General features: G+C 72.2%; 1 protein-coding gene. It reads left to right on the plus strand.

Annotated elements, in window-relative coordinates; translation table 11 throughout:
• Positions 1–6: 6 nt before the first annotated feature.
• Positions 7–14070: an amino acid adenylation domain-containing protein gene (locus tag ACFV4K_RS16000; protein ID WP_379275491.1), complete on the plus strand. Its 14064-nt coding sequence runs from the start codon at positions 7–9 to the stop codon at positions 14068–14070.
• The last annotated feature ends 77 nt before the right edge of the window (positions 14071–14147 follow it).

Here is a 14147-nt window from a genome sequence, read left to right on the forward strand (position 1 = left end):
GCAGGCATGACCCGCACGGCTCGCGTACGCCCCACCCGGACCCGCCGCGGACCGCACGTCCCGACCCTGCCGCAACTCATGGCCACCGCCGTCGAGGCCAACCCCGGCGGCACCGCCGTCGTCCTGGCCGACGCCGACGCCGCCCTGGCCCGCCTCGGCTACGGCGAACTCGACGAACGCTCCAACCGGCTCGCCCGGCTGCTCATCGCGCGCGGTCTCGGCCCGGAGGATCTGGTCGCGGTCGGCATCCGCCGCTCGGTGGAGTCCGTGGTCGCGGTCTGGGCGGTCGCCAAGACCGGCGCCGGCTTCGTGCCCGTCGACCCCAGCTACCCGGCCGACCGCGTGCTGCACATGGTCACCGACTCCGGCGCGGTCCTCGGCCTGACCGTCGCCGACACCCGCTCCGCGCTGCCCGCCGCCGTGCCGTGGCTCGACATCGACACCGACGAGTTCCTGGCCGCCGCGAACACCTACTCCGCCGAACCCGTCACCAACGCCGACCGGGTGCGCCCGCTGCGCGCCGAGCACGCCGCCTACGCCATCTACACCTCGGGTTCCACCGGTCTGCCCAAGGGCGTCGTGGTCACCCACACCGGCCTGGCCGCGCTCACCGCCGAGATGCGGGAACGCTTCGGCATCGGCCCGGAGTCGCGGGTGCTGCACGTGGCCACCCCGTCGTTCGACGCCTCCATCATGGAACTGCTGATGGCCGTGGGCGCGGCCGCGACCCTGGTGGTCACCGTGCCCGACGTGTACGGCGGCCCGGAGCTGGGCGCGCTGATCGCCCGCGAGGGCGTCACACACGGCCTGATCACGCCATCGGTGCTGGCCTCCCTGGATCCCGAGCAGCTGACGGGCATGGAGTCCATCGTCGGCGGCGGCGAGGCGGTGTCGCCGGAGCTGGTGCGCCGATGGTCGACGAGCCCGTCGGGCAACCGCCGGTTCTTCAATGCCTACGGCCCCACCGAGGCCACCATCGCCACCAATATCTCCGATCCGCTGGCGGCCGACCGCACGGTCACCATCGGTGCGGCGGTCCGCGGCGCGACGGCGTACGTGCTGGACGAGCGGCTGCGGCCGGTCCCGGCGGGCGCGCCCGGCGAGCTGTACATCGCGGGCGCGCTGCTGGCCCGCGGCTATCACGCCCGCCCCGAACTGACTTCGTCGCGCTTCGTGGCGAATCCGTTCGAGGTCAACGGTTCCCGGCTCTACCGCACCGGCGACCTGGTGCGCGCCAATGCCGCCGGGGAACTGGAGTACCTGGGCCGCAACGACTTCCAGGTCAAGATCCGCGGCCTGCGCATCGAACTCGGCGAGATCGACGCCGTGCTGGCGGGCGACGAGTCGGTCGACTTCGCGGTGACCATCGGCCACGAGGTGAACGGGCGCGCCACCGCGCTGGTCTCGTATGTGCATGCCGCCCCGGGCTATTCGATCGACACCCTGCAACTGTCCGAGCTGGCGGAACGGGCGCTGCCCGCGCACATGGTGCCCGCCGCCATCATGGAGCTCGACGAGATCCCGCTGACCCCCGCCGGCAAGCTGGACCGCCGCGCGCTGCCCGAACCGCAGCTCGAGATCGGCGAATACCGCGCGCCGGAGACCCCCGCGCAGCAGGCGGTGGCCGAGGTCATCGCCGAGGTGCTGCACCTGGACCGGGTCGGCCTCGACGACGACTTCTTCAGCCTCGGCGTGGATTCCATCACCGCCATCCAGATCGTGTCCCGGGCGCGCGCCCGCGGCCTGGGTTTCAAGCCGCGCGAGATGTTCGCCGCCCGCACCGTGGCCGCGCTGGCCGAGGTCGCGGTGCCGGTCGAGAACGCCACCGCCACCGAGGAACTCGCGACCGGCCCGCTGGTCGAGCTGGACGCGGCCGACGAGGCGCGGCTGCGCGAGCGGTACCCGAACCTGTCCGAGGTGTGGCCGCTGACGCCGCTGCAGTCCGGCATGCTGTTCCACGCCCGCCTGGCCGAATCCTCGGTCGACGCCTACATGGTGCAGTTCGCCCTCGACGTGGCCGGTGAGATCGACGTGGAGCGCGTGCACGCCGCCGCCCGCGCCATGCTGGAACGGCACGTCAACCTGCGGGCCGTCTTCGCCGAGGACAGCGCGGGCAATCCGTTGCAGGTCATCCTCGACGACGTCGAACTGCCCTGGCAGTACCTGGATCTCAGCGACCGCGAACCCGCCGAGGCGCTGGCCGAGACCGACCGGCTCATGGCCTTCGACGTGGCCCGCCACTTCGACATGGGCGCGGGCCCGCTGCTGCGCATCACCCTGTTCCGGACCGCCGCCGATCAAGCGCAGGGAGGTGGAGCGTACCGGGTATGCGTCACCAGCCACCACATCCTCATCGACGGCTGGTCCATGCCGCTGCTGGTGCAGGACATGCTGCTGCTCTACGCGGCCGACGGCGACGCCTCCCGGATCCCCGCGGTGCGCCCGTACCGCGACTACCTGGCCTGGCTGGCCGCCCGCGACCACGGCGCTGCGCGCGAGGCCTGGCGCGAGACCCTGGCCGGATTCGACGATCCGACCCCGCTGGCCGCGGTCGACCCCTCCCGTGAGATCACTTCGGGCATCGGCGAAATCACCTTCACGCTGTCCGAGACCGACACCGCCACCCTGACCAAGGTGGCCCACGACGCCGGCGTCACGCTCAACACCGTCGTGCAGGCCGCGTGGGGTCTGCTCATCGGCCGCAGCACCGACCGCGACGACGTGGTCTTCGGCGCCACCGTCTCCGGCCGTCCGCCGCAGCTGGCGGGCATCGAGACCATGATCGGCCTGTTCCTCAACGCCATCCCGGTGCGGGTGCGGCTGAACGCGGGCGACACCCTCGCGCAGGTGCTGCGGTCGCTGCAGGACGAGCAGGCCGCCCTGCTCGACCACCACTACGTCGGCCTGGGCGAGATCCAGGAGATCGCCGGAGTCGACGGGCTTTTCGACTCCATCGTGGTGTTCGCCTCGTTCCCGGTGGACGAGGAGTCGCTCGACGACGCCGCCGCGCCCATCGACGGCGCGGGCATCCTCGGGGCGTCCGCGACCAACGGCACCCACTACCCGCTCACCGTCATGGTGCAGCCGCGCGGCAAGGGTCTCGGCTTCGGCGTGAAGTATCTGCGCGACCTCTTCGACGAGGACGCCGCGCAGGCCATCGCCGACCGGCTCGCGGCGCTGCTCGGCCGCATCGCCGCCGATCCGCGGGCCCGCGTGGCCGAGATCGACGCGCTGCTCGACGGCGAGCGCCACGCGCTGGCGGAGGTCAACGCCACCGATGTGCCCGAGCTGCGGGACGATTCGACGCTGCTCACCCTGTTCGACGCCCAGGTGGCCCGGACTCCCGACGCCCCCGCCGTCGTCTTCGGCCGCACCAGCCTCACCTACGCCGAGCTCGACGCCCGGTCCCGCCGCCTGGCACAGGAGCTCACCCTGCGCGGCGTCGGCGCGGAATCCCGGGTGGCCGTGGCCATGCGGCGCAGCATCGACCTGGTCGTGGCCGTCTATGCGGTGCTGCGGTCCGGCGGCGCCTACGTGCCGGTCGACCCCGACCATCCGGCCGAGCGCAACGAGTACGTGCTGGCCGGGTCCGCTCCGGTGTGCGTGCTCACCCGCGCCGCGGACGACTTCGACACCGCTTCCGGCGTCCCGCTGTTCTTCGTGGACGCGCTCGCGGGCGCGGACCAGTTCGTCGAGGTGGCCCCCGCGCCGGTGCGCCCGGACAATGCCGCCTACGTCATCTACACCTCCGGCTCCACCGGCCGCCCCAAGGGCGTGGTGATCACCCACCGGCAGATGGCCAACCAGTTCCGCTGGTCGCAGCGCACCTACCCGCACCGTCCCGGCGACGTGGTGCTGCACAAGACGCCGATCACCTTCGACATCTCCACCTGGGAGCTGTTCTGGCCCTTGCAGACCGGCGCGACCGTGGTGGTCGCCGAGCCGGACGGGCACCGCGACCCGGCCTACATCGCGCGGGTGATCGACGAATACGCGGTCACCTCCGTGCATTTCGTGCCGTCCATGCTCGACGCCTACCTCGACGGCGCGGCCCGGCGGCACCCCTCGCTGCGCTGGGTGTTCGCCGCCGGTGAGGCGCTGTCCGCCGAGAGCGCCACGAAATTCGCGGCGGCGCTGCCGGATACGCGGCTGGTGAACTGGTACGGCCCCGCCGAGGCCACCGTGGTCACCGCCCACCCGGCCGAGCACACCCACGGTGTCGCCGTGCCGATCGGCGGCCCCGTCGCCAACACCCGGGTCCTGGTGCTGGACCGGCAGCTGCGCCCCGTGCCGTTCGGCGCGGCCGGTGAACTGTATGTCGCCGGTGTGCAATTGGCGCGCGGCTACCTCGGCGCGCCCGCGCTGACCGCCGAACGCTTCGTCGCCCACGAGAACGGGCAGCGGCTCTACCGCACCGGCGACGTGGTCCGCTGGGTGCCGTCCGGCGATGCTGAACTCGCCGGCTCGGCCGGCACCGGCCACGCCCTGGAATACCTGGGCCGCAGCGACTTCCAGATCAAGCTGCGCGGCCAGCGCATCGAACTCGGCGAGATCGAGACCGTGCTGCTCGGCCATCCCGCCGTGCACCGCGCCGCCGTCTCCCTGGTGCGCGGCGAGACCGGCGACCGCCTGGTCGCCTATGTCGTCCTCGAGGACGCGCAGGTCACCGATACCGACCTGCTCGCCCACGCCCGCGAATCCGTGCCCTCCTACATGGTGCCCTCGGCCGTGGTGCGTCTGGAGGCCATGCCGCTCAACGCCTCCGGCAAGCTCGACCGCAAGGCGCTGCCGGTGCCGCAGCTCCAGGCCCGCGAATACCGCGAGCCCGCCACGGCCGCCGAGCAGACGGTGGCCGAGATCTTCGCGACCGTGCTGCGCGCCGACCGCGTCGGCGCCGACGACGACTTCTTCGAACTCGGCGGCAACTCGCTCAACGCCACCCAGGTGGTGGCCCGCCTGGGCGCGGCCATCGGCGCCCGGGTCCCGGTCCGCGCCCTGTTCGAGCACCCGACCGTCGCCGAACTCGCGAATTCCCTGGACGCGCTGGCCGATTCGGCCGTCGCCGGCGCCGCCCCGCTGCGGCCCATGCCGCGCCCGGAGCTGATCCCGCTGTCCTACGCGCAGCAGCGCATGTGGTTCCTCAACCGCTTCGACGCCGCCGCGGCCACCTACAATCTGCCCGCGGCCCTGCGCGTCACCGGTCCACTGGACGTGATCGCGTTGCGTGCCGCGGTCCGGGACCTGATCGAGCGGCACGAAGTGCTGCGGACGGTGTATCCCGAGCACGTGGGCGTCGGCTACCAGCAGGTGCTGGACGTGGGCGCGGCCGACGCGGTACCGGCGCTGCCGGTGCAGGCCGTCACCGAGGCGGATCTCCCGGCGGCCGTCGCCGAAGCCGCCCTGGCGCCGTTCGACGTGACCGCCGAACCGCCGCTGCGCGTACGGTTGCTGCGCCTCGCCGAGGATGATCACGTGCTGGTCTGCGTGGTCCACCACATCGCGGGCGACGGCTTCTCGATGGGCCCGCTGACCCGCGACCTGATGACCGCGTACTTCCATCGCCTGCGCGGCGATGCGCCGGGGTGGGCCCCGTTGGCCGTGCAGTACGCGGACTACACGCTGTGGCAGCGCGAAGCGCTCGGCGAGGAGTCCGATCCGGCATCACCGCTGGCCCGGCAGATCGGCTACTGGCGTGCCGAATTGGCCGGGCTGGCAGACCAATTGGATCTGCCCGCGGACCGGCCGCGGCCCGCCGTCGCCTCCGGTCGCGGCGCGGACGTCGCCTTCGAGATCGACCAGCATGTGCACGCGGCGCTGAACCGCGTCGCACAGGCCAACAACGCGACCCTGTTCATGGTCGTGCACGCTGCCTACGCGGCCCTGCTGGCCCGGTTGTCGGGCACCCGCGACATCGCTGTCGGCACCGCCGTGGCCGGTCGCGGTGAGGCCGAACTCGACGATCTCATCGGCATGTTCGTCAACACCCTGGTGCTGCGCACCGACGTGGATCCGGCGGGCTCGTTCACCGAGCTGCTGGCGCGGACCCGGGCCACCGACCTCGCCGCCTTCGAACATGCCGACGCGCCGTTCGAACGGCTGGTCGAGGTGCTCGAACCGTCCCGCTCCCAGGCCCGCCATCCGCTGTTCCAGGCCATGCTCACCTTCCAGAACACCGGCCCCGCCGCACTGGAACTGCCCGACGTCGCGGTCTCGGCCGTCGACCTCGAGGTCCCGATCGCCAAGTTCGACCTCCAGCTCACGCTGACCGAGAAGGCCGGCGCGGCCGGCGGCCTGACCGCCCTGTTCACCTACGCCACCGACCTCTTCGACGCGGCGACGGTGCGCGGCTTCGCGGACCGCTTCCGGCGACTGCTGGTCGCGATCGCCTCCCGTCCGGACGTCGTGGTCGGCGACATCGACCTGCTCGCGGTCGGCGAACGGGAGCTGCTGCTCGAAGCCTGGCAGCTCCCCGGCGGCCCGATCCCGGCGGCGACACTGGCCCAGCTCATCGCCGAACAGGCCCGCCGCGCGCCCGACGCCATCGCGGTCCGCGCGGGGGCGTCGCAACTGACCTACGGTGAGCTGCAGCGCCGGGCGAACCAGCTCGCGCGGGCGCTCATCGCACGCGGCGCCGGGCCGGAAAGCCTGGTGGCGGTGGCGGTTCCGCGGACCGAAGAACTGCCTGTCGCCCTGCTCGCGGTGCTCACCGCGGGTGCGGCCTATCTGCCGATCGACACCACCTACCCGCGGCAGCGGCTCGAATTCGTGCTCTCCGACGGCGCCCCGGTCTGTGTGCTGACCACGGCCGCCGAACGGGATCGACTGCCCGGCACCGATCTTCCGGTCGTCCTGCTGGACGAGGCCGCCGGGTTCTCCGACACCATGGTGGCCGACGTGGAGCGTGTCGCACCGCTGTCGCCCGATCAGCTGGCCTACGTCATCTACACCTCGGGCTCCACCGGCGTCCCGAAGGGCGTCGGCGTCACGCACCGGAATGTGGTGCAGCTGTTCGCGAACGCCGGACCGTTGTTCGGATTCGATAGTTCCGACGTCTGGACCCTGTTCCACTCCTTCGCCTTCGACTTCTCGGTCTGGGAGCTGTGGTGCGCGCTGGCCACCGGCGGGCGCGTGGTCGTGGTCGACTACCTGACCTCGCGGTCGCCCGAACAGTTCCGGGAGCTGCTGATCCAGGAGGGCGTCACCGTCCTCAACCAGACGCCGTCGGCCTTCTACCAGCTCATCGAGGCGGACCGGGCCGCGACCGACGACCGCGAATTCGTGCTGCGCGAGGTCATTTTCGGCGGCGAGGCCCTCGACCTGCGCCGGCTGCGGCGCTGGTACGACCGGCATCCGGACAACGCTCCGCGTCTGGTCAACATGTACGGAATCACCGAAACCACGGTGCACGTCTCGTTCCTGGCCCTCGACGAGTCCGCGACCGGAAATCCGGCCAGCGTCATCGGCCGTGCGCTGCCCGGCCTGCGAAGCTACGTGCTCGACGGCCGCCTGCATCCGGCCGCGTTCGGGGTGAGTGGCGAGCTGTACATCGCGGGCGACCAGCTCACCCGCGGCTACCTGGGCCGCCCGGGCCTCACCGCGGTCCGATTCGTGGCGAATCCGTTCGGCCCGCCCGGTTCCCGCATGTACCGCTCCGGCGACGTCGGCCGCTGGGCCGGCGCCGATCCGGTGCTCGAGTACGCGGGCCGCAGCGACCAGCAGGTACAGCTGCGCGGTTTCCGCATCGAGCTGGGCGAGATCGAGGCCGCGTTGCTGCGGTGCCCCGGCGTGAGCCAGGCCGCCGTGACCGTCCACCGCGACGAACATATCGGCGATCGGCTGGTCGGCTACGTGGTCGCGGAACGAGGCGCGGTGCTCGATCCGGACACCGTGCGAAACGCCGTCTCCGAATTCCTCACCAGCTACATGGTTCCCGACGTGGTCGGTGTGCTGGACGCACTGCCGCTCACCGGCAACGGCAAGCTCGACCGCCGTGCGCTGCCCGCACCGCAGGCGGCCGCATCCGCTGAATTCCGTGCCCCCGCGACCGGCGAGGAAGAGGCCGTGGCGCAGGTCTTCGGCGAGGTCCTCGGTGTCGACCGTGTCGGCGCCGACGACGACTTCTTCCGTCTGGGCGGCAACTCGCTGGTCGCGACCCAGGTCGTGGCCCGCATCAACACCGCGCTCGAGTCGGGGCTGGGCGTGCGCGACCTTTTCGAGGCGACCACCGTCGCCGAACTCGCGCGCCGCGTCTCGACCGCCGGTGGCCGCCGCCGCCCGCCACTGGTGGCGGGGCAGCGCCCCGAGCTCGTGCCGTTGTCACTGGCCCAGCAGCGGATGTGGTTCCTCAACCAGTTCGACACCGCCGCAACGGCCTACAACATCCCGATGGCCCTGCGACTGGACGGCGCACTGAACGTCGAGGCCCTCCGGCACGCCGTCGCGGACCTGGTTGCCCGCCACGAGACACTGCGGACGGTGTACCCGCAGAGCGGGGGAGCGGCCCACCAGGTGGTGCTGCCCGCCGAGCAGGCGGTGCCGGAACTCACCGCCGAGCCCGCCGCGGCCGCCGACCTGCCCGAACTGATCGGCACACTGCTGGCCACCGGCTTCGACGTCACCCGCGAGATCCCGCTGCGCGTCCGCCTTTTCGAGGTGGAACCCGCCGTGCACGTGATCGTGCTGGTCGCCCACCACATCAGCGCCGACGGCTGGTCCATGGGCCCGCTGGCCCGCGACCTGATGACCGCTTACATCGCGCGCTCGGCCGGCGCCGCGCCCGCGTGGACCCCGCTCACCGTCCAGTACGCCGACTACAGCCTGTGGCAGCGCACCGTCCTGGGCTCGGAAACCGATGAGCAGAGCCTGATCTCGGAACAGGCCGCTTACTGGCGCACCGCGCTGGCCGGGCTGCCCGACGAGCTCAACCTGCCCGCCGACCACCCGCGCCCGCCGGTGTCCAGCTTCCGCGGCGGCCTGGTGCCCTTCCACATCGACGCCGAACTCCAGCAGGGTCTGGCGCGCATCGCCCGCGAGCAGAACGCCACCCTGTTCATGGTCGTGCACTCCGCGCTGGCCCTCTTCCTGGCGCGACTGTCCGGCACCGACGACATCGCCATCGGCACACCCGTCGCGGGCCGCGGCGAGGCCGCCCTCGACGACGTCATCGGCATGTTCGTCAACACCCTGGTGCTGCGCTCGCACGTGGACGGCGGACTCCGCTTCCACGAACTGCTCGCCGCCACCAAGGAAGCCGACCTGCAGGCCTTCGCGCACGCGGACCTGCCGTTCGAGCGGCTCGTCGAGGTGCTCAACCCCGAGCGGTCCACCGCCCGCAACCCGCTGTTCCAGGTCATGCTGGCCTTCCAGAACACCCCCGACAGCGACTTCGAGCTGCCCGGACTGCGGATCAGCGCCCTGGACTCCGGCATCCAGACCTCCCAGTTCGACCTGTCGCTGACCGTCCGCGAAGGCGACGCGGACAGCGGCCTGCACGCCGTGTTCACCTACGCGCGCGACCTTTTCGAACAGCGCACCGTGGAAGTGTTCGCGGAGCGCTTCGTCCGGCTGCTCGAGGCCATCGTGGACCGGCCCGTCACCGCCATCGGCGACCTGCCGCTGCTCGACGCCGACGAGTACGAACTGCTCACCCACGTGCACGGCGACGAGGTGATGGCCACCGCGCTGCTGCCCGAGCTGCTCACCCGCGGCGTCGCCCTCGGTCGCGACCGCGTCGCCATCCGCTACCGCGGGCACTCCATCAACTACGGCGAACTCGACGACTACTCCTCGCAGCTGGCCCGGGTGCTCATCCGGCATGGCGTCGGCCCGGAAAAGCTGGTCGCCGTGGCCTTCCCGCGCTCGTTCGAGATGGTCGCCGCGGTGCTCGCCATCGCCAAGGCCGGCGGCGCGCACGTGCCCGTCGACCCCGCCTATCCGGCGGACCGGGTGCGGCACATGGTCTCCGACTCCGGCGCCGTCATCGGCATCACCAGCAAGGCCTTCCAGCCCACGCTGCCCGGTGAGGTCGAATGGCTGTGCCTCGACGACGCCGCCACCGACCGCCGGGCCGCGGCCGAGTCCCCGGCGCCGGTGACCGACGCCGACCGGATCGCGCCCATCCGCATGGCCAACCCGGCCTACGTCATCTACACCTCGGGTTCCACCGGAATGCCCAAGGGCGTCACCGTGACCCACGCGGGTCTGGGCGGCCTGAGCGACTACGCGACCGGTCTCTACGACCTCGATCCCGAGCACCGGATGCTGCACATCTGCTCACCCAGCTTCGATCCCTCGGTGCTGGAGTGGATCTGCGCCTTCTCCACCGGCGCGGCCCTGGTCATCGTGCCCCGGGAGATCCTCGGCGGACCCGAGCTCGCGGAACTCATGCGCCGCGAGAATGTCACCCACACGATCATCACCCCCGCGGTGCTCGGCACCGTCGACCCCGCCGGGCAGCCGCAGATGGAAGTGGTGTCGGTCGGCGGCGACGTGACCCCGCCGGAACTGGTGGCCAAGTGGAAGACCGGAAATCGCGTCTACCACAACGCGTACGGGCCCACCGAGACCACCATCATCTCCACCTACGCGCAGCCGGAACCGGGCCGCCACATCACCATCGGCTCCCCGGTGCACGGCATGTCGGCGCTGGTGCTGGACTCCCGCCTGAACCCGGTGCCGCCGGGCGTCGCGGGCGAGCTGTACCTGTCCGGCGGCGCGCTCGCGCGCGGCTACCGCAACCGGGCCGCGCTCTCGGCGGAACGGTTCGTCGCGAACCCGTGGGGTGAACCCGGCTCGCGCATGTACCGCACCGGCGACGTGGTCCGCTGGTTCGCCGAACCCGAACTCCGGGACGGCGATCTGGCCGGGACCCGGGTCAACTGGGAGCTCGACTACGTCGGGCGCTCCGACTTCCAGGTCAAGGTGCGCGGCTTCCGCATCGAACTCGGCGAGATCGACGCCGTGCTGGCCACCCACCCGGCGGTCGACTACGCCGTCACCGTGGGCCGCAAGAACCACGCGGGCGTCACCGTCCTGGTGTCGTACGTGCTGGCCACGCCCGGCCACTCGCCCGACCCGGACCTGCTCACCGAGCACGCCGCGCGGACCCTGCCGCCGCACATGGTGCCCGCCGCCGTCCTGGTCCTCGACGAACTGCCGCTCACCCCGGTCGGCAAGCTGGACCGCAAGGCCCTGCCGGAACCCGAACTGCGCCAAGGCGAATACCGCGCCCCGAGCAGCCCGCTCGAGGAGACGGTGGCCGCCGCCTTCGCCGAGGCCATCGGCCTCGACCGGGTCGGCGTCGACGACGACTTCTTCGCCATCGGCGGCAACTCGCTGCTGGCCACCGGCATCGTCGCCAAGCTGCGCGAGCTCACCGGCGCCGAGGTCCTGGTGTCCTGGTTCTTCACCGAACCCACGGTGGCCGGGCTCAGCGCCCGCATCGCCGCGGCCCTCGAGGGCGAGCACGACTTCGACGCCGCGGCCGACTCGGCCCTCGGGGTGCTGCTGCCCATCCGGGCCACCGGCACCCGCGCGCCGCTGTTCTGCGCGCCGCCCATGGTCGGCATGGCCTGGCCCTACGCCGGACTGTCCCGGTTCCTGCCCGAGGACCAGCCGATCTACGGTCTGCAGTCCCCGGCCCTCACCGCGGACGACTACCGGCCCGAATCGCTGACCGAGGTCGCGCGGACCTACATCGAGGCCATGCGCGAGGTCCAGCCCGAGGGCCCGTACCGGCTGCTCGGCTACTCCCTCGGCGGCGTGGTCGCGCACGCCATCGCCACCGAACTGCGGGCCGCCGGCGACCGGGTCGACCTGCTGGCCGTGCTCGACGCCTACCCGGGCGCCGAATTCGACAGCTTCCGTGAGGATCTGCGCGCCCAGTTCGCGGAATTCGGCGTCGGCGAGGACGCGCTGCCCGCGGGCGACCTGCAGGACCTCAGCGACGAGGCGCTGCACGCCCTGCACGCCGCCATCCCCGCCGAACTGGCCGTGCTCACCGTGGACCGGCTGCGGCGCATGTACCGAGGCGCGGTCCGCACCGTGGAACTCGGTGCGCGCTACCGGCATTCGGTGCTCGACACCCGGATGGACCTGTTCTCCGCCGAATTCGGCCGCGAGGACGGCGAACCGCACAGCGTCGAGGACTGGCGGCCCTACGTCACCGGACGCATCGCCGAACACGTTGTCCCCGTGCGGCATCAGCTCATGTGCACCCCGGAGGCGTTCTCGGTCATCGGCCCGCGCCTGGCCGAGCTCATCGAGCGTGCCGACCGTGGCGAAACGCCGGAAACCGACGAACCCGCGGACAACGCGGCGACGGTGGACAAAGCTGAACCGGTGGAGAGCGCCGAACCGGCGAACAACGCCGACTCGATGAACAACGCCGACGACTGGGCCATCACCCAGGTGCTGCCGATCATCCGGCCCGAGGACCTCGCGCCGCCGGTCAAACTGCACGATCCCGCCGAACCCGCGCGCTCGGTGGGCTCCGAACCCGACAGCGCCTACGAGCCCGACGCGGCCTTCGAACCCGATGTCGCCTTCGAACCGGACCTCGCGTTCCGGCCGGAGCCGGAGACCGCCGCGCCTCGGTACGACGTGCCGACGGTCTCGGAGTCCGGGCCCGCCGCGTCCCGCGATGCGGCGGATCAGCGCGCGACCGAACCGGATTCGGCCGTCGACACCCCCGCCGCCCCGGCCGTGCCGAGCACCGACCGCCCCGCGGTCCCGGCGTCCGCCGCGTCCGGCCCCGCGCTCAGCGCGGTCGGCGAGGTGTCGCCGCTGCCCGCCGGGGCCATCGGCCTGCTCGAGGTGGAGCCGTCCGGCATCTGGGTCCGAGCCATCACCCTCGACATCGCCGCCGGCATCTCCGGCACCCGCGTGCGCCGTTCGGTCGCCGGTCTCCTGGACCGGCACCCTGGCCTGTGGGCCCGCCTGCGCCGCGACGGCGACACCGTGGCCCTGGACATTCCGGCCGTGCAGCCGCGCGGCGCCGCCGTGGTGTGGCAGATCGACCCGAACGTCGAGGCCGTCGGCGACCCCATCGAGGCCGTGATCCACGCCGCCGCAGCCGAACTCGACCCGGAGCGCGGCTACAACATGCGCTTCGTCCTGCTCGAGAACGCCGCCGGCGACGGTGCCGTCGGGGACCGTCCCGCCGCCGTGCTGGTGGTGGTCGCCAACGGCCTGGTGGTGGACGACGCCTCGTGGCGCACCGTCATCGAGGACCTCACCGCCTCCTGGTCCGGCGGCCACGCCACCCCGCACAGCGCCGACGCGCACCCGCGCGGCGTCGCCCGGGCTCTGGCCGACCGCGCCGTGGACGACGCCACCGTCGACGAATTGGACTGGTGGCGTAAGGCGCTCGCGGGCGTGACCGAGGGCATCTCCCCGGACCTGGTGCTCGGCGAGGCCGACTCCGGCAGCCGCGGGCGGGTCTCGGTGGCCATCACCGGGGAGGGCGCCGCGGCCGTCGACGCCGTCGCCCGCCGCTACCACGCCAGCATCGACGAGGTGCTGCTCACCGCACTGGCCGCGACCCTGCTCGACCCGGACTCCGAAACACTGCGCGACACACTGGGTTCGGTGGTGCGCCTGATCGCCGACGGCCGCGTCCCCGGCGACCGGGACGGGCTGCGCACGGTCGGCGCGTTCAGCACCAGCTACCCGTTCCCGCTCCGGCTCGAGGGCCTGGACCTGGCCGAGGTGCGCTCCGGCGGGCCCGGCGCGGGCTCGATCATCGAGCAGATCCGGGACTTCGCGCGCGAGGTGCCCTCGCACGGTGTCGGATTCGGGCTGCTGCGGTACCTGAACCCGGACACGGTCGCCGAGATCGCGGTGCTTCCGTTGGGCCGCATCGGCTTCCGCTACCGGGACCTGCGTCCCGCCGAGGTCTACCCGGAGCCGGTGGCCGCCGACCTGTACCTGGACGTCACCGTCGACACCAGTCAGGACGGGCTCGTCGCCCGCTTCGACTTCGTCGGCGCGGTCTTGACCCTGGACCAGGTCAAGCAGCTGGTCGAGGGCTGGGTGCAGGCGCTGGCCGGGCTCGCCGAACACGGCCGTTAGCGGGCGACCGCACAGCCGCTGAACAGCCGCTGAGCTGGACACGAACGGAAATCGATGGGCGACGCGCGGTGGGCCGA

The organism is Nocardia sp. NPDC059764 (assembly GCF_042732555.1).
In the GTDB taxonomy this organism is placed as follows: domain Bacteria; phylum Actinomycetota; class Actinomycetes; order Mycobacteriales; family Mycobacteriaceae; genus Nocardia.

Coding starts and splice junctions, on each gene's coding strand:
- ACFV4K_RS16000 (WP_379275491.1), top strand. CDS start 7: ATGACCCGCACGGCTCGCGTACGCCCCACCCGGACCCGCCGCGGACCG.